Below are 22,072 nucleotides of genomic sequence, written 5' to 3' on the forward strand. Positions count from 1 at the left end.
CCATTCAAGAAGCCACTCGGGCTCATCCTTCTTCGACGAGATGAGACGAACAACACTCTCATCAAGGCCCGGAGGAGCAATGTCAGTATCAAGATCCGTGCTGAAGCCGTACTCATAATCAGCCGACGTCAACTCCTCAATGGTGCGCGTGCTTTCACTCATCAGAGATCGTCACCCCTCAACATCGATGAAGATGCATTCGCCGGGGCATTCTTCAGCGGACTCGATGACGCTGTCGAGACCGCCATCCGGGATGCGGGCCATGCCCTCAGCGCCTGCCGGGTTGGCAGTGCCGTCGAACAGCTTTTCAGTGCCGAAATTTGAAGCGGTCTCTTTGACGTAGAAGAGGCCGTCGTCCATTCCGAAGAAGACGTCGGGCGCGATCTCCTCGCAGAGGCCGTCTCCGGTGCAGAGATCCTGATCGATCCAAACCTTCATGGGGGGCTCCTTTCGACTGGCCGAACTCAGGGGCTGACCAGACTGTTTGTAAGCGGAGACTCGGTCACCGCTACTTGAATTTCTATCGAGTTTTCGGCAATTTTGCAACATACACCTTGCGCAATTGCGCATAGTGCAACTCGTCGGTATGATTAGCCAGCATGAAGCATGCCGTTGATCTGTCGCCGACGCAGCGTCATGTGCTTGAAATCCTCAAACGTCACGGCGAAGCCACCCCGGACGAACTCGCAATCGCCCTCGAGATTTCATCGAGTGCGGTCCGCCAGCACCTCGCCGCTCTCCGCACCGCCGGCCTGGTCACGTCGCACAAAGATCACGGGCACCCCGGTCGCCCAGCCGAGCGATACCGCGCCACAACACTTACCGAACCCCTGTTTGCCACAGCAGCCGAAAGCCTGCCGATCGAGCTCCTCGGACACATGGAAGCCGAAGAGCCGGCCCTCATCGGCCGCGTCTTTGATCGTCGGCGGCGCCAGATGGTCGATGTCGCCGAGCGTCAACTCGCTGGCAAAGCCGTCGACGAGCAGGTCGCCATCCTCACCGAACTCCTCGACGAACAGGGCTACCTCGCCGATTTCGAAGCCATCGCCGACGGGCACTTTCGGATCAACTTGCACAACTGCGCCATCTGGGCCGTTGCGAACCAGTATCCGCAGGCCTGCGCCAGCGAACTCGACTACCTCCGCGACTTGATTCCCGAAGCAAACGTGCAACGGATCACCCATAAGACAAGCGGCGCGCACACCTGCGCATACGACATCCGCCTCGAACCCGATTCCTGACGGCGCCGGCTCGAGAGAGACCAGGGGGTCGGGGCGGGGTTCGCGTCTGGTGCTCTCCATGATCTCGGTCGACCGTGCGCACCTGCCGAGCACACCGTGCTCAGCCGTATCTGATCGCCACTTCGGGAGCGCAGTTCTCCGGTGGCGAACCACCTGGCACCAGCGGCTGGCTTATTGCGTCCGTGCCGCCGAAGGCTCGGGCGTCCCGGCGAGGACGACGTACTCAGCGGTGGAGAGTCCGAGGTTGATCTTGATCGACCCGCGCAACTGCTCGACAACCGATTCGATCGGATGGTCGGGCGTGAACAGGGTGTAGTCGATCACCAGACCGTCGCGCAGCGCTGTCAGGCGCGCAGCCGCGGCGCGAGGGTCAGGACACGCAAATTCGCCGGCCGCCTCGCCTGCGTCGATCAGACCGACGAGCAGCTTGAGCTCGTGTTGATTGAGATCGGCCATGACCTCCCGAATCTCACAGCTCCGGCGAGTCTCCCCCCAGGTTTCGATCCACAGCAGCCATGATGCGTCGCTCGCGTCGCTCGGCAGTGATCCACAGAGCACGCGGTCGATGCGGTTCACCGCCGACATGTGGTCCGCAGCGATGTCCTCGCGGAGTTGCTTGTCCTCGTCACTGGCGACGCGCAGCGCAGCAGAGATCAGTTCAGCTTTGGAGGAGAAGTGGTAGTGCACGAGTGCTGTCGACACGCCCGCTCGCGTGGCGACATCGGCGACGGTCATCTGCGTGTAGCCAACGTCAATAATGCTGTACACGACAGCATCGAGGATCTCTGTTTTCCGCTGATCGCTCGACGGACGCAACATACCTCATACAGCGTAACGATTCGTCCACGCGACCCGACGTTTCGCGCTTCGCGTCGCCGGGTTGCGCGGTGCGCTAGCGTCACTTCATGCTCAGCCAATCGCCATTCCATGCGCGGGTTGCGGCGGCAAACGAGACCTCGCTCTGGAGCCACTGGGCCGGTCACCTCGTTGTCGACAAGTATCAGATGTCCGAGAAGTGGGAGTACGTCGCGATTCGCAACGCGGCAGGTGCATTCGACTCGTCGCCGCTGTACAAATATCGCATCATCGGTCCGGACGCCGAGAGGTTTCTCGGCGGAGTGCTGGCCCGCGACATCCGCACGTGCCTCCCCAGGCAAGCGCAGTACACGATCTGGTGCGACGATCGAGGTTACGTCAATGAAGACGGCGTCGTGTTCCGCTACAGCAGCGATGACTTCCTGCTCACCGCCGCCGAACCGAACCTGTCCTATTTCCAACAGTTGATCGGTCATGACCGAGTCGAGATCAGTGAAGTCACCGAGGACTTTGGTTCGCTTGCAGTGCAAGGGCCGCGCAGCCACGCGATCCTCGCGCAGCTCGCGCCGGGAGTCAGTTCCCTCGGGTACTTCGAACACGCGCCTGCGAAGATCGGCAAGCTCCCGGTAACAATCTCGCGCTCGGGCTACACCGGTGACCTCGGCTACGAAATTTTCTGCGATGCCGGCGACGCGAACGACGTGTGGGACGCAGTCTTCGACGCGGGCCAGCCGCACGGCCTGATCCCGTTCGGGCAGACCGCGCTGTTGATGGCGCGCATCGAAGCGGGCCTGTTGTTGATCCACGTCGACTTCGACGTCAGCCGACTTGCCGAGAATGACGAGCATCGCTCGACGCCGATCGAACTCGGGCTCGCCTGGATGCTGAGAGGTATCGAGGACGACACCCGCCCGTTCATTGGACGGCGGGCGATCCTTCGCGAGCGCGCCGAAGGTACGTCACGCTGGAAGATGGTTGGATTGAAGGTCGATCCGTTCGACTACGCCACAAAGTACACCGCTGCTGGAATGGTCCCGCCAAAGGATCACACGCCGGTGCACGAGGACATGATGGTTTACGACGGCGACGCACAGCGTGTCGGGTACGCCACGAGCTTCATGTACTCACCCGTACTCCAGCGCCACATCGCTCTCGCCAGGGTTCGTCCGGAACTCGCCACGCCCGGCACCCTGGTCAACCTTGAGTTCACGATCAATCACCGCTACGTCCAAGTCGGTGCCGAGGTAGTGCGCAATCCGATGTTCGCTCCCCCACGCAAGAACGCCCCGATGAACGGAGAAGGCCAATGAGCACAACTCGCGAGTACGACGCAATCGTCATCGGCGGTGGACACAACGGACTGGTCAACGCGGCGTACCTGGCCAAGGCCGGGCTCCGCACACTGATCCTCGAGCGACGCCATCTCGTCGGTGGTGCAGCGATCACCGAGGAGCTGCGCCCTGGGTTCAAGTTCACGACGTTCTCCTACGCGCTGAGCCTCCTGCGCCCCGACATCGTCCACGAACTCGACCTCGTCAAGCACGGGTTCATGCCACTGCTGATGCCCTCGACGTTCTGCCCGATGGAGAACGGTGACGCGCTGGTCATGGGTCAGGACCGCGACGAAAACATCAAGGAGATCGCCCGACATTCCAAACACGATGCAGACGCGTACGACCAGTACAGCCACGACGTCGAAATGGTCGTCCGAGCGGTCAAGCCGCTGTTCGACAATGCGCCGCCGAATATCGTCGACAGGTCACCAGAAGGGCTTGCCGAGTTGGCCGAACTCGCGAAGCACCTCGGTGGCATCGAGTCGGGCGTCCTCCACAACCTCGTGCGGCTGCTCACCGGGAGCGCCGCCGATTTCCTCGACGACTACTTCGAGAGCGACATCTTGAAGGGGTGGCTGTCGGCGTCGGGCATCATTGGCACAAAGGTCGGGCCGATGTCGCAGGGCTCGGGACTCGTGCTGCTCTTCCACTCAATGGGTGAGCATGACGGGCATCTCGGATCGTGGGCGTTCCACAAGGGTGGCAACGGTGGATTCACTCAGGTTCTCGCCCGCGCTGCGCAGGCTCTCGGCGCCGAGATCAAGCTCGGCGCCGAAGTCGAGCGGGTGATCACATCGAACGGGAAGGCCACCGGCGTGGCACTGGTCGACGGCACCGAACTGTCAGCCAAGGTTGTCGTGTCAGCGGCCGACCCGCGACGCACCTTCACCAAATTTCTCGATCAGCGCGAGCTGCCGACCGACCTTGTCGACAGCCTGCGCCGGTACCGCTACCAAGGCACGTCATCGAAGGTAAACTTCGCACTCGACGCACTTCCGAAGTACCCGTCGCTCGGCGATCGCTCAGACATATTCCGCGGTTTCACGAACATCGCACCAACGATGGAGTACCTCGAACGGGCCTTCGACGAGGCGAAGTACGGCTGGTACTCGACCAGGCCCTACATCGACGGCGCAATCCAGTCGACGATCGACCCCGACATGGCACCTCCGGGCAAACACGTGATGTCATGCTTCGTGCACTACACCCCGTATCACCTGAAGGGCAGCGACTGGGCAACAGAGCGCGAGAACATGGCCGACAACGTGCAGGACACGCTCGAGTCCTTCTTTCCCGGATTTTCCGACCTCGTGCTACAACGGGAGATCGTCACGCCGCTCGACATCGAGACCGTTGCCGGTCTGCCGGAGGGCAACATCTTCCACGGTGAGTTCCTGGCGCCGCAAATGTATTTCTTCCGGCCTGCGCCCGGCTGGAACCAGTACCGGACCCCGATCGACGGGTACTACCAGTGCGGCTCAGGTACCCACCCCGGTGGATGCGTGAGTGGCGGACCGGGCAAACTGGCCAGTCAACGAATCCTCGCCGATCTCCAGCTCTGACGCCCGGGCGGTCGCAACTCGAGCCGCCCCCTGCGGATCAGATGCTCATCGACGTCAGGCTGGAATCATCGCCCGCCCCGTGCTTGCGCAACAGCCGCATCGCCACGCCGGCGATGCCAACAGCGACGAGCGTGATCACCAGCATCACCGTGGCGAGTGCGTTGACGTTCGGCGTCGCAGCAGCGCGCGCCGTCGAATAGATCTTGATCGGCACTGTCTCGGTCGATAATCCAGTCGAGAGGAACGACGAGATCACAAAATCATCGACCGACGTCGCGAACACGACCATCAGGCTGGCAAAGATCGCTGGACCGAGCTGTGGGAGCAGCACCAGCCGCAACGCCTGCAGGCGCGACGCACCGAGGTCGCGCGCCGCCTCTTCGAACTGGATGCCAATCGAGAGCAGCCGGGCGCGCACGATGATCACGACATAGGACATCGTGAAGGTCACGTGACCGAGGAGCTGCGTCGTGAATCCGCGCGGCACCCCGGTGTAGATCTGCGTGAAGACCAGAAACAACGAGACGCCAACCACGATCTCGGGGGTGACGAGCGGTAGCAACATCAGGTTGTTCGCGCCACGTGAGACCCGGCCGCGCCACCGCTGCAGGCCGATCGCCATTCCGACACCGAGCGGTGTTGCGATCAGCATCGTCAGGCCTGCAAGTTTCAACGTGTTCGACAGCGCCGACTGCAACTCGTCGCTCTTCCACACCGAGGACGGATCGTGCCAATACCAGCGCATCGACATCGACTGGAACGCCGAGCGGCTCTTACCCGAGTTGAACGAGATACGCACGGCGATCAGCACGGGCAGCAGCGACCACAGCACGTACAACCACGTGATCCACGCCAGCGTTCCGAAACGGCGACGCGTCATATCCGGGCGTCCTCACGTTGCGACCGGGCGATCGTGACGAGGTAGTACGCCATCGCCACCATCAGAAACGCCATCAGGACAATCACAAGCGACGCCCCGGTCTGAGGTTGGCTCGACCCGCGGAGGAAGAACTCGATCTGGTTGCCAACCATCTCGGTTCGTGGCGACCCGCCGGTGAGGTAGGTGTTGGTGTAGTAGTCACCGCACATCGGCAAGACGATGATCACCGACGCCGCCATCAGGCCGGGGATCGACAGTGGCAGGGTGATCCGCAAGAACGTGGACAGCGCCGATGCCCCGAGGTCGCGTGACGCCTCGATCAGTCTCGCGTCCAGCCGTTCCAGCGCCGCGTACAGCGGGAGAATGAAGAACGGGATGTACCCATAGATCAACCCAATGACCACCGTGGGCCAGTCGCCGTCGAGCCAGTTTCGTGAACCCGATCCGATCTGGAGCCATCCGAGGACTCGATTGACGTAGCCGTCGGTCTGCAGCAGGTTGACCCACGCCAGCATCCGCATCAGGTAACTGATCCAGAACGGCAACACGAGCAGGGCCAACAGCGCACCGCGTGATCGATGAGCGACACGGGCCACGTAGTACGCAACCGGATAGCCAATGAGGCAGCAACCGGTGAGTGCGGCGAACGCGTACAGCCCGGTGCGGACGAACACGTGACCGAGGTTGCCCCCGAAGACTCGGCCCAACACGTTGGTCATCGGCGATGTGTCCCACGCCATTGGATTCCAGGCCGGTGCCGCCGTCCGCAGGATGGGATCGATGTCACCGAAGGCCACAGCGAGGATCGCATAGGCCGGAACGACGTACAAGGCGATCAGCCAGATCGTCCCCGGTGCAGCCATGCCGGCCCAAAACCTGGCCCGCGTTCGCGCCGAGGTGGCGTCGGACGAAGGCGTTGCACCGAGTGGTGTCAACGGCGCATCGTCGACGACCGCCGTCATTGCATCAGCCGGCGGTGAAGGCCGACCACGTGTCTTCCCACAGCCGGTCGGTGTCGACAGGAAGTGGCTCGTAGCGCAGACCCTTGGCCATCTGCTCGTCGGTCAACACCGCCCCACGAAGATTCTCCGGGGTGTACTCCTGGGCAATGAGGTAGTCGGCGTCGAGGCCCTTGATCGGCGGGAGGTAGCCGTTCCAGCTGAAGTTCTCTTCGGCGTTGGCGGTGTCGAGCAAGTGATTGATATAGAGGTGCCCCAACACGGCATTTTTCGCGCTCGCAGTAATGGCCATGCAGTCGTTGCCAACCACGCCGACACCATCGGAGGGGTACCACCATCCGAGCACCGAGGGATCGGTGCCCTCGGGCAGATACGAGTACGCACCGGCGAGCAAGTCGCCGCTCCATGTCTGGGCGAGATCGGTTGACCCCTCGGGGATGTCCTTGTACGCCTCGATGTTGACCTTGATGTTCATCGAATTGGTCAGCTGCTTCAGGTCGTCTCCAGCCTGTTTGATCAGGTCGACATCGGTCGTGTTGACGTCGGTGACGCCAGCGCGCAGCAGCGCCAGCGAGATGCCCTCCCGGTAGTCGTCGAGGATCGACGTCACACCCTTGTACGTCGGGTCCCACAGAATGTCCCACCCCATCTCTTCGACGAGGGCTGGATCGATGCGGTCCGCCCGGTAGCCGATCCCGCTCGAAAAGACCGTGTAGGGGACGGTGAACTTCGATCCTTTGTCGTACCACGGGTCGGTGAACGACGGCAGGACGTTGGCGAAGTTCGCCAGATAGGACTTGTTCAGTGGCTGGAGCAGACCGCCGGCGATCAACCGGTCGAGTGTGTTCGGCGCCGCCGAGTTGAACACGTCGACATCGACCGATCCGTTGGCGAGCTTGGTGATCGCTTCGGCATCGGAATCAAATGTGGTGATCTCGACCTTGACGCCGTACTTCAACTCGAACGACGCAACGGTGTCAGGGTTGACGTAGTCGGCGTAGTTGAAGACCCGGAGTGGTCCCACTTCGGGCGACAACCCGTCTCTGATCGGATCGGCCGAGGAACTGCCCTCGTCGCTCCCGCATGCCCCCAGGAGCGGGATGCCTGCGCCCAGTAGCGCGCCGAGTCCGGCGGTCTGTTCGATGAACCTGCGTCTCGTTGTGCCCATTCGATCCCCGTTTCGTGTCGTTGACCTCGGCGGGCGCCTCAGCCCTGGCTTAGCAATCGTCGACCGGCCCTCGGATATCGAGGTAGCGGTCGACAAAATCCTTGACGTCGCGATCCTTTTCCGTCAGCCCACCTGACGTGAACGACTTCGACGCAACTCCCCGTTGAACCGTCTCACACACAACGTGGTCCTGTGCCCCGACCAGTTCGTTCAACTCAAACTCAGGGGACGGGTCGAAGCCGGACTCGGCGACGGCATTGGCCGCGAAGAGGTACTCCCCGAGCACAAGCGTGCGGTCCGGTCCGAGGGGAAACATCGCGCTGAGCGTCAGCACGGTCGGCGTGAGATCGAAGAACATGTTGGGGAACACCGCGGTGCCGTTGTACACCGGGTTGGCATCGACGCCAGGAAGCACCGGCAGTTTGGTCCGACCATCAAGGGTGAAGGCGTCGGCGCCCGAGACGAACTCAACTGATCCGTCCTCGCGTGCGGGGTCAAAGACCCTCCCCGTTCGATAGATCGGAATCAGGTCGACGAGTTCCGGATGCACAACGGCGCAGTGGAGGCATTCTGCGTAGTTCTCGACGAGGATCTTCCAGTTCGCGGCGACGACGGCTTGCGACGTCGCCCCGATGCGGTATTCGGCAATCGGGAGATGCCCAAACTGAGCCAGCGCTGGCGAGTTGTCACTCAACCACCCTGCGAGCGATGGCGGATCCTGCGCAACAGACACGAACACGAGGCCGCTCCACACTTCGGCGTGATAGGCCCACAAGCCATACTGGCTGCGGTCGAACTCGTCGTCGACCCGCGGCGTGGCGAGGAGCGCGCCGTCAAGCCCGTATGTCCAGGCATGGTAGGAACAACGAATCGAGCCGGTTGCAGCAGTCGTGGTGGCAGCGTCGCAGAGTTGTGCGCCGCGATGCCTGCAGACGTTGGCGAAGGTATGGACTGTGCCGTCGCGGTCACAGCTGACGATGACCGACTCGCCGGCAATGTCGAAGACCCGCCGCGTCCCGACGTGCAAGGCGTCGATGTGGCATACGTACACCCAGCCGGCATGGAAGATCCGGTCGCGCTCGATGGCTAAGACGTCCTCAGAGCAGTAGTCAGCCGACGTGAGCGTCGGTTCGAGGCGGCTGCTTCCCGTGGGTGAGCCGGTGGGTGAGCCGGTGGGTGAGCCGGTCGATGAATTGGGGTGCTGGGTGGTTGCCATGGGTGTCGCTGTCCTTGTGCTGACTGATCAGTCAGTCTAGACTGACTGATCAGTCAGTTACAAGGAGCAGGCCCATGTCGACCCATCCAGCAATCACCATCGACGACAGAATCCTCGCGGAGGAGCTGCGGTTCGTCGAGCGAAACCTGCGCTCCCAGGAGTTGTACGAACGTGCCACCAGGGTGATGCCGGGTGGGGTCACGTCGAGTTGGTCGAGTACCCGCCCGATCCCGGTCTGGATCAGCCACGGCGAAGGGGCCCACGTGTGGGACGTCGACGGCAACGAGTACGTCGACGTGCACGCTGGCTACGGCGTCAACGTCGTTGGTCACGCCAATCCAGCAGTCGTCGAAGCCGTGCAGCGGCGCGTCAGCAGAGGAACACACTTCGCCCAGCCGGTCGAGGATGCAATCGTCGTTGCCGAGGCGCTCGCCGAGCGATTTGGTCTTCCCCAGTGGCGATTCGAGAACTCCGGCACCGAGTCGACCATGGATGCAATCCACCTCATGCGCGCGATCACCGGACGCGACTTGATCATCAAAATCGAGGGCACCTACCACGGGCACCACGATCTTGTGAACGTCTCGCTCTGGCGCTCAATCGACGACCTCGGACCCGTCGACGACCCGCGTCGCGTCCCAGGTCCGGGTATCCCTCAGGTGATCGCGGATTTGGTGCGAATCGTCCCGTTCAACGATCTCGCCGCGGTCGAACGCGTCTTCGAACAGCACCCCGGGCAGATCGCAGGAATGATCATCGAACCAATGATGATGAACGCCGGGATCATCCCTCCGAAACCCGGGTACCTCGAAGGGCTGCGCGAACTCACTCGGCGCCACGGCGCCCTGCTCACCTTCGACGAGGTCAAGACCGGACTCGTCGTTGCGTGGGGTGGAGCAACGCAGTTGTTTGGCGTGACTCCCGACATCGTGTGTCTCGCGAAGGCACTCGGCGGCGGCGTGCCGTGTGGTGCAATTGGTGGCACCAACGAGGTGATGAGCGCGATCACCGACGGTCGATACGACCAGGTCGGCACGTTTAATGGCAACCCGCTCACAATGGCTGCAGCCCGGGCGGTATTGACCGAAGTACTCACGCCGGAGTCGTACGTGCGCGCAGAGCAACTCGGGCATGAGATGTTCGCCGGATGCACCGAGGCGCTCGGCGAACGCGGTCTGGCCTCATACGGCGTCGTACACGGCTTCAAGGGCTCTGTGGTGCTCCATGATCAACCGGCAACCAACTACCGCGAGTTCCTCGCCATCGACACCGCTGTCAGCCATCTGAACTACCTGATACAACACAACAACGGGGTATTCCTCGCGCCCTGGGCGAAGAGCGAGTCGTGGACGTTGTCGGTCGCGCACACATCGGCGGACGGCGAACGACTCGTCGAGAACATGGGCCGTCTGGCGCGCATGCTCGATCAGACGGCAGGCGAGGTATCCGAGCTGTTCGAGGTGGGAGGCGTCACGTGAGCATCGGTGACCGCAAGGTCGCCGTCCGCGGCGTCCGCGCCATTCCCGACCCTCCAGGCATCCGCCAGGCCCGCACCCTGCCAGCATCGTGGTACTCGGACCCGACGTTCTTCGAACACGAGCGCCAGCGCGTGTTCCGCCAGAACTGGGTTGCTGCAGGGGTCACCGACGAACTCCCGGCCCCCGGCGCTTGGTCGGCGCTGACCGTTGGCGGTGTTCCAATTCTGCTCGTCCGTGACCGCGACGGCCGACTCCGCGGCTTCCTCAACGTCTGTCGTCACCGCGCCGCCCCCCTGTGTGATGACGAGGGCTCGGGATCGTTGATCAGGTGTCCGTACCACTCGTGGCTGTACCGCCTCGACGGTTCGCTCGCCAGGGCGAGCGGCGTCGGTGAACCGGAAGGTTTTGACCTCGACGACTACTCGCTCAAGCCGGTCGGCGTGGCGATGTGGCGACGGACCGTGTTCGTCCACGTCGGTGACCCCACCGCCGCACTCGATCTCGGCCCACTTGCTGATGCAGTCAGAGACTGTCCGTTTGATGACATGGACATGGTGCTCAGCGAACGCCACGAGCGGCACTTCAACTGGAAGGTGCTGCTCGAGAACTACTCGGAGAATTATCACACGCCGTTCATCCATCCGGAGATCGATACGTCAGCTACCGAGGACTACCCGATGGTCAGTGATGGTGCTGTGCTCTACGCCTGGGACCGGTTGAACCAGCCGGGTCAGGCCGCCGACGAGGTGATCCGGTCGACGATGTTGCCCGGCGAGCCAGGATGGGAGCAAGTCTTCGCCGCGAGCACTCAGCGGCCCTACGACGTCGGCTCGTACCTGACGATCTGGCCAAACGTGATGCTCAACCTGTTTCCCGACGCCGCGCTCGTGATGTGGATAGAACCGACAAGCGCAAACACCACCGTTGTCCAGCGCCGGTTGTACGTCGTCCCAGGCCGCTCAGCTACATCACTGCAGGGAATTCTCGACGCCCACCGGCTCGTTCACGAACAAGATGTCAGCATCTGCGAGGCCGTCCAGCGGTCGCATGATGCAGGACTCGACGCCGATGGGGTCCTGGCAACCGTTGAGGAGCGAGGCGTGTACTTCGTCCACCAGCATTTGCGAGCGGCCCTTGTCGACTCGTTGTGACATCGCGTCCTCCGGAACGCGATAGAAATTATGTTGATGTCGACCACCTCGACCACCTCGACCACCTCGACCACCGCGGACACCTCGACCACGACTACTCGGATGCGCGGAGGCCGTATCGAGTTGGTCTCGCTCACGAAGTCCTACGGTGCGCAGCTCGTGTTGAAGGGCATCGATCTCACGATCGAGGCGGGCGAGTTCTTCTCGCTCCTCGGGCCCTCCGGGTGCGGCAAGACCACGACGCTGCGCCTGATCGGCGGCTTCGAGCACGACCACACGGGTTCGATCGTCATCGACGGCACCGACATCGCTGGCGTCGCACCCGAACGTCGCCCAGTCAACACCGTGTTCCAGAGTTATGCGCTGTTCCCGCACATGACCGTCGCCGACAACGTCGGGTTCGGCCTGCGTTTCCAGCGCTGCACGAAGCAAGAGGTGCAGTCTCGTGTCGGTGCCGCGTTGGAACTCGTGCGGCTCAGTGACTACGCCAAACGCAAACCTCACCAACTCTCTGGCGGCCAACAGCAGCGCGTCGCGCTCGCCAGAGCACTCGTTCTGCGACCGCGTGTCCTGCTCCTGGACGAGCCGCTCGGCGCACTCGACGCAAAGCTTCGCAGAGCGCTGCAGTTCGAACTGAAGGAACTGCACCGCGAAGTCGGCATCACGTTCGTCTATGTCACCCACGATCAGGAAGAGGCCTTAACGATGAGTGACCGTCTCGCCGTGATGCGCGAGGGGGAGATCGAGCAGGTCGGACAACCGCAGGACGTGTACGACTCGCCCGCTTCGACGTACGTCGCTGACTTCCTCGGGCTGGCAAATCTGATCCCTGCGACCGTCGATGGGTCCGGGATGATCTCGATCGAAGGGCATCGCTTCCCCGGCCCGACCGGCGCCGTCCGTGGCCCCTGCACTGTGTTCGCTCGACCCGAGCGGCTGCGCGTCGTCGACGTGGGCGCAGGCGTGTTCACCGGCAACGTGACCGACGTCGTCTTCGTCGGCTCGACGACGCATCTCCGAGTGATCCTGGCGGGCCGTGAGCTACAGATCGTCCTACCGAACGACGGCTCCACGTGGGTCCCGGCCCCAGGCACCGAGATCGGGGTCGACATCCCCGCCGACGCCTTCCGCCTTCTTGCCCGCTGAGTAACAGTCGGGGGCCGTTGGAACTCGATGGCGACAGGGCTTGGCCGCGAGCGTCTACACCATCGGCAAGGCAGGTCGTCAGCGGTCAGACGAGCCAGGCCTCACGGCTGATCGGCTGATGCAACGACGGCCGGTCGAAGGCGAACGGCGCGAGTTCAGGTCGTGGTGCCGCTGCGCCGATGGCAAGTTCTGCCAGCTCACGTCCGAACCAGGAAGCGAACTTGAAGCCATGCGCCGCTCCAAGCCCAACGACGATCTGCTGAAGCCCCGGCAGACGATCGACGACGAAGTCACGGTCCGATGTGAGCGTGTAGAGACATGTCGTTGACCGCAGCGTCCCGAACCGATCACCGACCAGGTCGCGGACGAAATCGCCGAGGTTCGATTCCATCCGTGGATCGGGATCGAAGGTGCGGGTGTCCGGGTCGACCTCGGTGCCGCCGCAGTCCTCGGCGGCCTTGATCGAATCGAGGTGGCCGTACACGGGAAAGCCGTAGTAGCTCGGGTCGTCCATCCAAATCCAAACCGGAAATCGACCCGGCTGAAGGTCGTCGAGGTCGGCCGAGGGAAAATACGAGACCTGCTCGCGGGTCACGGCAAGTGGAACCTGACAATCGAGCGGCGCGAGGAGACGATTGGTCCACGCGTCACAGCACAACACCACTGCGCCACAGCGCAGCGAACCCGACGCAGTGATCACATCGACTTCTCCACTCGCCGTGGGGACAACCGCAATGACCGGCGTCCGCTCCCGGAGCTGCGCGCCGTGCTCCACGGCGAGGCGTTGCAACTCAGCGGTGGCCCGGCCTGCCGGAACAATGCCGGTTTCGGGTGAGTGAATTGCCATGACGTCGCCGTCCACGACAGTGCCGCGGGCGAACGCCGGCCACCGTCGACGAACCTCGGCTGCGTCGATCCATTCGTACGGCACCCCAGCCGCACCCAAGCTGTCGCGGTAGGGCTGCGGGTCAATCGCCGCGTCCGGCGGGAACAGGTCGATGCCGCCGGTTCGCGTGATGATCGTCGCTCCACCGTCACGCTCGACCGCCTCCCACGCGTCGTACGCGCCCGCCGTCAAATCGACATAGCCGGGCGTGTGATAGGAGCGTCGGATAATGCGCGAATGATCGTGCGACGCCCCACGGACATGACCCAATTCGAACTGCTCGAACCCGATCACGTCAACACCGCTGCGAGCCAACCAATACGCGGTCGCCGAACCGAGGCCACCGAGGCCGATGACCGCTACCGACGTCTCTCCTTCATGCATGAAACGACGTTAGACGCACGCACGGCGACATGCGATGACGGTCGTCTACTCTTGGCCACACATGGAACAAAGCTCGGTCTGGATCACTGTTGGAAACGGTCACGGAATCGGCAACGGCCACGGGGTCCAACGGCTCGCCGGAACGCTGTACCGACCCGACGACTCCAGGGGCCCGTTCGCAACTCTGGTCGAAGCGCTGCCGTACCGCAAAGACGATGTCACCGACTCGTACTCGTCGACGTACCGGCGATACGTCGAGAGTGACTTTGCCGTGTTGCGTGTCGATCTACGCGGCACGGGCTCGTCGACGGGCGTGTTGACCGACGAGTACCCCGATGCCGAACGCAGCGACTTGGGCGACGTGATCGAGTGGATCGTCAGCCAACCGTGGTCGACGGGCCGCGTTGGTATGTTCGGTACGTCATACTCCGGTTTCAACTCACTCCAGATGGCCACCGAAGGCATCGACGCGCTCGGAGCGGTGGTCGCCATATATGCGACCGACGATCGCTACACCGACGACGTCCACTACGCCGGTGGCGTGCTCCGCGCGATCGACCTGATCGACTACCCGCTCTACATGGTCGCGATGAATGCGTTGCCCCCGGTGCCCGCACTCACCGACGGCGGGCGCGACGGGCGAGACGAATGGCGAGACGAATGGCGTCGGCGCATCGACGAAACGCCGCCGTGGTTGCTGACCTGGCTGGAGCACCGAGACGACGACGACACCTGGCGACGGGGCTCGATCCGAACCGGGCCAGACGGAGCGGGCTACGAACGGATGTCATGCCCGACGATGCTCGTTGCCGGCTGGGCCGACGGCTATCGGAACAACACGTTTCGTGTGGTCGAGCAGTACGAGCGCATCGGCCTTCCGTGGCGGATGATCGCCGGCCCTTGGGTGCACAAATCGCCGGAGCACGCACGGCCAGGGCCGAACATCGACGACGACGCCGAGATCCTCGCATTCTTCGACGAGCACCTCCGACACGGTCCGCCCCACGTTGGTGCTCCGGGCCAGATCTACGTTCGGCAACCGGTCGCACCCGAACCCGATCTGCGGTTCCAGCCGGGCCGGTGGTGCGACTGGCCCGATTCGTCGGTGACGACCGAGCGGTGGCCGTCCCCGAAGACCGGCATCGACTCCCTCGCGGTCAGTGGTGATGTCGGCCTTGCGGCTTGGAACTCCTGCGGTGGAGGGCTGCCGTGGGGACAGCCGCTCGACCAGCGCCTCGACGATGCCCGTTCGATCACTCATGACTGGCTGATCACCGAGCACCGTGAGCTCCTCGGGACCGTCACAGCACGGTTCCACGTACGCAGCGACCAGCCGTACGGCTACGTCAGCGTCAAGCTCTGCGACGTATTCGCCGACGGCACATCGGCACTCATCACGCGAGGCGTGCTTGACCTGTCGCACGTCGGGTGTTGGCCAGCCGACCCGCGCGGCGAGGTCGGCCGGGCGCCCGCTTCGCCGATCCCCGGCGAGTGGATCGACGTCGCCATCGATCTGGAGTCGACCACGTGGACCTTGCTACCGGGCCACACGTTGCGGTTGTCGATCGCCGGTTCGGACTGGCCGAACTGCTGGCCGCCACCGGGCCCCCTGACCGTTGCGGTCGATGCCGAGTCGGTGTATCTCGACCTGCCGCTGGCGTCGCCAGACCGAGCAGGATCCACCCACGACTTCCGAGTCACTCCCGGGCTGTCGGACGACGATGCCGCCGAAGAACTGGGCGGTGCTCACTGGGTGACGCATCACGATGTGCTGGCACGCGAGTCTCGCGTATCGACGCGCTATGGCGGCACGTATGAGGGATCCCATGGCGCAGTGATCACCGATGACTACGCGGGTGAGCTTGCCGTCTCAACCGTCGACCCGGCAAAGGCGTGGGCTCGAGGCACCTCGACGTTCGAGATCGTATGGCCCGAAGCAACCGTGCGGACCCGGGCCACACTCGAGATTGTCTCGGACTCGACCGATTTCACCGTGTCGATCGATCTCGTCGCACACGACGGTGACGACGAATTCGCCCGCCGCAACTGGACCGCGACGATTCCTCGAACCCGCAGCCGTTCCCGCTGAAACCGAGACCGGCTGATCGCTGGTCGTGCCGGCACGTCTGCCCTGATCCTGGGGCAGCCGCTGATCGTCGCTGCGATCTAGGTGGCTGACCGGTCAACGGCGTGACAGGCCACGTGGTGTGATCCGGTGGGCGAAACGACACGCAGCGCGACGTCCGTGCCGCGACAGCGTTCGAGAATTCCCAACCGTTCAGCCTCCCCGCTCGCAACCAACGGACAGCGCGGGTGGAATCGGCAACCGCTGGGGATCTTCCGCGGATCTGGTGGCTCACCGGTGAGCACCTGCGGCTCCATGCGGTCAATCTCCGGAACGACCGAGAGCAACGCCCGCGTGTACGGGTGTTGCGGACCGCCCAGCACCTCCTCGGTGTCGCCGATCTCGACGATCCGACCGAGATACATCACCGCAATTCGGTCAGCGATGTTCCAGGCCAGCCCGAGGTCATGGGTAACCGCAACGATGGCGAGACCGGACTCGTCAACGAGTTCGCGCATCAGGGCCAGAATCTCACCCCGGATCGACGCATCGAGTGACGCGACAGGTTCATCGGCCAGCAGGACCTTCGGTTCCATCACCATCGCTCCGGCAATCACCACACGCTGTCGTTGCCCACCCGATATCTCGTGTGGATACAGCCCCATGAACCGCTCCGGCGGGCGCAGACCGGCGCGGCTCAGCGCTGTTGCCACCTTCGCCTTTTCGTCAGCGCGCTCGCGTCGGATTCGGAGACCTTCGGCAACAATCTCATAGATCGTGTGGCGCGGGTTGAGCGCCCCGGTCGGATCCTGGAAGACCATCTGCACATCACGCTGTTTGCCGACTTCGATCGACCCACCCGACAGCGACTGGATTCCCTGGATTGCTCGCACCAGCGTCGTCTTCCCTGAGCCCGACTCACCAACGAGTGCGAGCACCTCGCCAGCATGCACCTCCAGCGACACGCCGTCGACGGCCTCGGCGTCACCGAACCGCACGTGGGCGTCGTCGACGGTGACGACCGTGTTCATGTCGACCCCACCAGGACACAGGCAGCCAACCTGTCGCGCACTCCATCGGCATCAGCACCGAGGCCACCACCGATGCCGCCACCGATGGGCGTGAGGCGGACATCGGTCGTCGCGCAACGATCCTCGGCGACCGGACACCGGGGATGGAACGGGCACCCGGTCGGCAGATGCGCTGGGTCCGGCGGGTCACCACCGAGACCCGCCGGTCGCATCCGAGACGCCGGGTCTCCGATCGTCGGGAAGGCCGCCGCGAGCGCGCCGGTATACGGGTGCTGCGGATCGGTAAAGACCGTCCCGCTCGGACCTTCTTCCACTATCCGACCCGCGTACATCACAGCCAGGTGGTCACACACGTCGGTCAGCACCGACAGGTCGTGCGTGATGAAAATCATCGACAGCCCGCGCTCAACACGCAGCGACCCGAGCAGCTGGAGGACCTGGGCCTGCACCATCACGTCGAGGGCAGTCGTCGGTTCATCCGCGATCAGCAGGTCAGGGTCGCATGCAAGTGCCATGGCGATCAACACCCGTTGGCGTTGCCCCCCTGACAACTGGTGCGGGTAGGCACCAGCGCGGTCGGGTGGCAACCCGACCTGCTCAAGTAACTCATGCACTCGAGTGGCTGCCGAGCGCTTCGTCGGTTGCGTCTGATGGAGCAACATCGGCTCGCTGATCTGACGGGCGATCCGTTGCACCGGGTTGAGTGCGTGGAGCGCGCCCTGGAAGACAATGGCGGTCTTTGTCCACCTGACCGCGCGGAGCTGCCCGGGATTCATTGCCAAGACGTCATCGCCATCGAGCAGGATGTCGCCGGTCACCCCGGTGCCCGGCGGGAGCAGGCGCAAGATCGCACCGGCGATCGTCGACTTACCACACCCTGACTCGCCCGCCAGGCCGAGCGACCCGCCGCGCTCAACAGACAACGACACGCCGCGAACAGCCGGAACGTCGCCGGACCGACTTCGGTAGGTGACGGTGAGGTCACTCACTTCGAGCAGCGTCATCGATCTGCCAGTCGAGGGTCGGCCAGCTGCTCCAGCGTCTGGCCGATCAACGTGAAGGCCAGCACCACGACCAAGATGCCGAGGCCAGGCGGCAAGAAGTACCACCATGCGTTGCGGGTGATTGCGCTCTCGAAAAACGCGTCGTTCAGCATTTTCCCCCACGACGCCCGTTGCGGGTCACCGAGCCCGAGGAACGACAGGGTCGTCTCGGTGAGGATCGAGATCGGCACGGCGAGCGTCGCGTTCGCCAAGATCAGGCCGCTCACGTTGGGCATGATGTGCCGTCGAACGATGTATGCGCTCGACGCACCGAGGGATCGCGAACGGTCGACGAACAGCCGTTGCTTGACCGTGAGTACCTGGGCGCGCACCAGCCGAGCAGTTGACGGCCAAGACGTAACGCCGATGACGAAGATGATGTTCCACACCGAGCGCCCGAGGACCGTGGCGAGCACGATTGCCAGCGGGAGGAACGGCACGACGAGGAACCACTCGGTCACCCGCATCAGCACTCCGTCGAGACGTCCACCGAAGAACCCGGCGGTCACGCCGACCAGCGTCCCGACGGCGATCGTCACCACGGTCGCGGCGAGACCAACGAAGAGACTGATTCGACTCCCCCACACGAACTGGGCCCACACCGAACGACGGAGATGGTCGGTGCCCAGTGGCCACCACGTCGACGGGGAGCCCCACTGCGGCGCACCGGCTCGCCGCGACGCAACGGCGTCAAGACCCGAACGATCAGCGAGCAGCGGTGCAGCGAGCGCCATTGCTCCGAACACCACCAGCACGATCAGCCCGATTCGGCCCGGTCGAGAGCGCCAGAACCGCACCAGGACGTTCGTTGTCGAGGCGAGTCGACGCTGCATCGTCGGACTCGTCATGCCGGCCGCACTCTTGGGTCGAGGAACGCGTAGAGCACATCTGCTGCGAGGTTGAAGACGATCACCGCTGCGCTGAACACGAGAAAGAGGCCCTGCAGCATCGGCAGGTCCGGACCAAGTACGGCGTCCGAGGTCGCCTTGCCAAGCCCAGGCCACGAAAAGAGCGTCTCGACGGCAATCGCTCCCGACAGCACGAACCCGAAGTTAATCGCCGCCAACGTCACCACCGGCAGTAACGCGTTGGGCACCGCATGTCGATTGCGGACCTGGATGTCGCGCAGACCCTTCGCCTGAGCGAGGGTGAGGTACTCCTCACCCATCACGTCGAGCAGCGACGACCGCGTGACGATCGCATACTCACCGAGGTACGCCAAGGTCAGCGTCAGACACGGCAACGCCAAGTGATGGAGCCGGTCGAGGATCGCACCCACGCCGCTGTGCTCGACGCCGAGCTCCGTCATTCCGCCCACGGGGAACCAGGGGAACACCACGGCAAATGCGACGAGGAGAAGCATGCCGAGCCAAAAGTCCGGCATCGAATAAAAGGCCATCGTGGTCGATGTGATCGAGTAATCCGCGGCAGAGCCCCGACGCCAGCCTGCGATCACACCACCGATGATGCCGATCGCCGCCGACAGGATCGCTGCCAGGCCAACGAGCTGCACGGTCGGCCAAATCTTCGAAGCGATGTCGTCCCACACCGGCTGGCGACTCTGGTAAGAGAACCCGAGGTTGAGCTGCAACGTCTCGCGAAGGTACGCCCAGAACTGGGTGAGGCGAGATCCGTCGAGACCGAAGTCGGTCCGCATCTGATCGAGCCGCGCCTGCGGCACGTTGCGACCTCGGAAGAGGTTTGCCACTGGGTCGGGCTGCACCACCCGGAAGAGGAAAAAATTGAACACCAGGACGAAGACGAGGGTCAGCGTCGACCCGAGCACCTTCTTGCTGATGAACTGAGCCACCCGGCGTCACTCTCGCTCGTCGGCGCTTGCCCGTTTCCGAGACGCGAGGTACCCGCCCGCGCTGATCGCCGCCAATGCGGCAACCACGATCGCCGCGATCGCCACCCCACTGAGCCCACCACCGTCGCCGTTGCCACCCGCGGCGACGACAGGGCTGACGAGTGCGTACGACGGCGACGACTGCGAGAAGAAGATTGGGCCGTCGGCGGCCGGCTGGCGGACCCAGCCTTCGAATCCATCGGTTCGGTACGCCTGGATATCGGGGCTGTACCAGACGGCGATGTAGCCGGCCTGGTCGTGAACGATCCTCAACATCTCGTGGACGAGGTCGAGTCGAGCTGCGGGATCGAGCTCCTGCTGCTGCTGGACGTACAGCTCCTCGAACCGCTGATCCGACCAGTTGGCGTCGTTGAAGTTCCCGAGTTCGGCCTCGGTCCAGTACGACAGCATCGGAGTCGGATCCACGAAGGGGACCCACCCCCAGTAGAACGTGTCATAGTCGCCGTCCACGATGGCGGTAAAGATCTGATCCTGGTCGTATGACGACAGCTCCACGCCGATGCCGATCTCGCGCATCCATCCGCTGAAGAGTTCGCCCACCTCGTTGGCGAGGTCAACGTCGGTGTTGACCGCATGACGCAGCACGATGTTCTCGCCTCCGCCCGGAAGTTCCCGTGTGCCGTCGCCGTCAGTGTCGAGGTACCCGGCGGCATCGAGGATCTCGTTGGCCTTGGCCGGGTTGTAGTCGAAGCGTTCGGCGTCGGAGATCTCTGGCATGAAGGCGGGGTTCGCACTGACGCTGATCGTGTCGATCGGCTCGCTGAGCCCGAACCACAGGTCCTCTGCTCCACCAGCTTTGTCGATCCCGTGGTTCAGTGCCTTGCGGAACTCGATGTCGAGCAACGCGGGGTTCGGTTGGCCCTCGGCGGCGCCGAGGTTGAGGGCAATCTCGCTGAAACCGCCTTGCACGCCCGTGATCACCTCGATATCCGGGTCGGCTTCGAGTTGTGCCACCGATGCGGCCGGCAACTCGTGCGCTGCATTGATCTCACCTCGCTGCAATGCAGCAACCATGGCATCGGGGTTCGAGAAGTACCGAAAGATCAGACGGTCATACGCCGGTTTTGTACCGTGCCAGTTCTCGTTGACCACCATGGTCAACGACTCCTCCGACTTGTAGCCGTCCAGCACGAACGGGCCGCTGCCGACGCCGTCAAGCGCTTCGTACGATTCGATGGTGGCGGGATCTGCCACGGGCTCCCAGATGTGTTTGGGAACGAAGTAGATCCCGACCGATGGAAGCTTTGGATCGGGCGTCGACGATGTCACCGTAACGGTCCGCTCATCGACGACCTCAGCGCTCAGATTGGCGACGCTCGCGATGTAGTTCGCCCACTCCTGATCGCGCGACGTGTTGATGTTCCACGCGATGTCCTCGGCGGTCAGTGGTGTGCCGTCAGACCATGCCAGCCCCTCACGCAGCGTGTAGGTGTAGGACAGCCCGACCTCGTTCTCGACCCATGACTCGGCCAATCCCGGCTGCGGGGTGAAGTCGTTGGCAGAGAACGTCGTCAACCCTTCGTACTGGATATTCCAGAACTCGTATTCCGGCACGGCAAAACCGATGACCGGGTTGAGCGTCTCCCACGGCTGCGTCAGGCCCACGATCAACGTCACCGGCGCTTCCTGAGCCGATGCTGGCGTGGACGCTGATCCCGCCGCCAATACGACAGCACCGATCGCAGCCGAGACGAGCAACCTGCGTACCGAACGCTTCAACATGCAATCCCCCAACAACCAAAGGGACGACCACATGCAGGCCGTCCGGTTGCTGGTGATTGTTCACCTTTCCGCGCCAGAACGCAAGAGCGAAATCTGACGTTCACACGGGGACTTGACATG

General features: G+C 63.4%; 20 protein-coding genes. 8 read left to right on the top strand and 12 right to left on the bottom strand.

The genetic code is table 11. The features are described from left to right. Positions 1–171: 171 nt before the first annotated feature. Complete coding sequence (locus ACH2EI_RS11005) at positions 172–438, bottom strand: ferredoxin (protein WP_395153874.1); 267 nt, start codon at positions 436–438, stop codon at positions 172–174. A 161-nt stretch (positions 439–599) separates the two neighbouring features. Here ACH2EI_RS11005 and ACH2EI_RS11010 point away from each other — a divergent pair, with 161 nt between their 5' ends. Continuing rightward, positions 600–1,241, top strand: coding sequence for a helix-turn-helix transcriptional regulator (locus tag ACH2EI_RS11010; protein WP_395153875.1), 642 nt, complete (start codon positions 600–602; stop codon positions 1,239–1,241). A 171-nt stretch (positions 1,242–1,412) separates the two neighbouring features. Here the strand turns inward: ACH2EI_RS11010 and ACH2EI_RS11015 are convergent, their stop codons facing one another. Then, positions 1,413–2,060: a TetR/AcrR family transcriptional regulator gene (locus ACH2EI_RS11015; protein ID WP_395153876.1), complete on the bottom strand. Its 648-nt coding sequence runs from the start codon at positions 2,058–2,060 to the stop codon at positions 1,413–1,415. Between the two features lie 86 nt (positions 2,061–2,146). Between ACH2EI_RS11015 and ACH2EI_RS11020 the strand changes: the two genes are divergently transcribed. Beyond that, positions 2,147–3,367, top strand: coding sequence for an aminomethyltransferase family protein (locus ACH2EI_RS11020; protein ID WP_395160022.1), 1,221 nt, complete (start codon positions 2,147–2,149; stop codon positions 3,365–3,367). After that, positions 3,364–4,953: a phytoene desaturase family protein gene (locus ACH2EI_RS11025; protein ID WP_395153878.1), complete on the top strand. Its 1,590-nt coding sequence runs from the start codon at positions 3,364–3,366 to the stop codon at positions 4,951–4,953. Before ACH2EI_RS11020 ends, ACH2EI_RS11025 begins: the two co-directional genes overlap by 4 nt. A 37-nt stretch (positions 4,954–4,990) precedes the next feature. Here ACH2EI_RS11025 and ACH2EI_RS11030 read toward each other — a convergent pair whose 3' ends face one another. From ACH2EI_RS11030 to ACH2EI_RS11045, 4 genes are read right to left on the bottom strand one after another with little or no spacing between them, the layout of a single operon-like run. Further along, positions 4,991–5,833 (bottom strand): ABC transporter permease, encoded by an 843-nt coding sequence (locus ACH2EI_RS11030; protein WP_395153879.1) that lies wholly within the window; start codon positions 5,831–5,833, stop codon positions 4,991–4,993. After that, positions 5,830–6,795, bottom strand: a complete 966-nt coding sequence (locus tag ACH2EI_RS11035; protein ID WP_395153880.1) for an ABC transporter permease — start codon at positions 6,793–6,795, stop codon at positions 5,830–5,832. Before ACH2EI_RS11035 ends, ACH2EI_RS11030 begins: the two co-directional genes overlap by 4 nt. A gap of 4 nt (positions 6,796–6,799) precedes the next feature. Beyond that, positions 6,800–7,960, bottom strand: a complete 1,161-nt coding sequence (locus tag ACH2EI_RS11040) for a spermidine/putrescine ABC transporter substrate-binding protein (protein ID WP_395160024.1) — start codon at positions 7,958–7,960, stop codon at positions 6,800–6,802. Between the two features lie 49 nt (positions 7,961–8,009). Beyond that, positions 8,010–9,176, bottom strand: a complete 1,167-nt coding sequence (locus ACH2EI_RS11045; RefSeq protein WP_395153882.1) for an aromatic ring-hydroxylating dioxygenase subunit alpha — start codon at positions 9,174–9,176, stop codon at positions 8,010–8,012. Positions 9,177–9,250: 74 nt separating this feature from the next. Between ACH2EI_RS11045 and ACH2EI_RS11050 the strand changes: the two genes are divergently transcribed. The 3 genes from ACH2EI_RS11050 to ACH2EI_RS11060 are packed head-to-tail and all read left to right on the top strand — an operon-like array spanning position 9,251 to position 12,951. Then, on the top strand, positions 9,251–10,654 hold the full coding sequence (locus ACH2EI_RS11050; RefSeq protein ID WP_395160026.1) for an aspartate aminotransferase family protein: 1,404 nt from the start codon (positions 9,251–9,253) through the stop codon (positions 10,652–10,654). Then, positions 10,651–11,805, top strand: a complete 1,155-nt coding sequence (locus ACH2EI_RS11055) for an aromatic ring-hydroxylating dioxygenase subunit alpha (RefSeq protein ID WP_395153884.1) — start codon at positions 10,651–10,653, stop codon at positions 11,803–11,805. Before ACH2EI_RS11050 ends, ACH2EI_RS11055 begins: the two co-directional genes overlap by 4 nt. A 36-nt stretch (positions 11,806–11,841) precedes the next feature. Continuing rightward, positions 11,842–12,951 (top strand): ABC transporter ATP-binding protein, encoded by a 1,110-nt coding sequence (locus tag ACH2EI_RS11060; protein ID WP_395160028.1) that lies wholly within the window; start codon positions 11,842–11,844, stop codon positions 12,949–12,951. Between the two features lie 85 nt (positions 12,952–13,036). On the opposite strand, the gene ACH2EI_RS11065 is transcribed toward ACH2EI_RS11060, so the two are convergent. After that, positions 13,037–14,221 (bottom strand): FAD-dependent oxidoreductase, encoded by a 1,185-nt coding sequence (locus tag ACH2EI_RS11065; protein ID WP_395153886.1) that lies wholly within the window; start codon positions 14,219–14,221, stop codon positions 13,037–13,039. A gap of 61 nt (positions 14,222–14,282) precedes the next feature. Between ACH2EI_RS11065 and ACH2EI_RS11070 the strand changes: the two genes are divergently transcribed. Continuing rightward, positions 14,283–16,310 carry a CocE/NonD family hydrolase gene (locus ACH2EI_RS11070; protein WP_395153887.1) on the top strand — a complete coding sequence of 676 codons (2,028 nt, stop codon included), beginning with the start codon at positions 14,283–14,285 and terminating at the stop codon, positions 16,308–16,310. Between the two features lie 77 nt (positions 16,311–16,387). Here ACH2EI_RS11070 and ACH2EI_RS11075 read toward each other — a convergent pair whose 3' ends face one another. The 5 genes from ACH2EI_RS11075 to ACH2EI_RS11095 are packed head-to-tail and all read right to left on the bottom strand — an operon-like array spanning position 16,388 to position 21,847. Beyond that, on the bottom strand, positions 16,388–17,317 hold the full coding sequence (locus ACH2EI_RS11075; RefSeq protein ID WP_395160030.1) for an ABC transporter ATP-binding protein: 930 nt from the start codon (positions 17,315–17,317) through the stop codon (positions 16,388–16,390). Further along, the gene (locus ACH2EI_RS11080; protein ID WP_395160032.1) at positions 17,314–18,321 is read right to left on the bottom strand and encodes an ABC transporter ATP-binding protein; all 1,008 of its coding nucleotides are present in this window, start codon (positions 18,319–18,321) and stop codon (positions 17,314–17,316) included. The genes ACH2EI_RS11075 and ACH2EI_RS11080 overlap by 4 nt, the downstream gene beginning before the upstream one ends. After that, positions 18,318–19,208, bottom strand: coding sequence for an ABC transporter permease (locus ACH2EI_RS11085; protein ID WP_395153500.1), 891 nt, complete (start codon positions 19,206–19,208; stop codon positions 18,318–18,320). Before ACH2EI_RS11085 ends, ACH2EI_RS11080 begins: the two co-directional genes overlap by 4 nt. Next, positions 19,205–20,170: an ABC transporter permease gene (locus ACH2EI_RS11090; protein ID WP_395153501.1), complete on the bottom strand. Its 966-nt coding sequence runs from the start codon at positions 20,168–20,170 to the stop codon at positions 19,205–19,207. The genes ACH2EI_RS11085 and ACH2EI_RS11090 overlap by 4 nt, the downstream gene beginning before the upstream one ends. Before the next feature lie 6 nt (positions 20,171–20,176). After that, on the bottom strand, positions 20,177–21,847 hold the full coding sequence (locus tag ACH2EI_RS11095; RefSeq protein ID WP_395153502.1) for an ABC transporter substrate-binding protein: 1,671 nt from the start codon (positions 21,845–21,847) through the stop codon (positions 20,177–20,179). Positions 21,848–21,872: 25 nt separating this feature from the next. On the opposite strand from ACH2EI_RS11095, the gene ACH2EI_RS11100 reads away from it, so the two are divergent. Continuing rightward, on the top strand, positions 21,873–22,049 hold the full coding sequence (locus ACH2EI_RS11100) for a hypothetical protein (RefSeq protein ID WP_395153503.1): 177 nt from the start codon (positions 21,873–21,875) through the stop codon (positions 22,047–22,049). The last annotated feature ends 23 nt before the right edge of the window (positions 22,050–22,072 follow it).

This window comes from Ilumatobacter sp. (genome assembly GCF_041688325.1).
Taxonomy (GTDB): Bacteria; Actinomycetota; Acidimicrobiia; order Acidimicrobiales; family Ilumatobacteraceae; genus Ilumatobacter_A.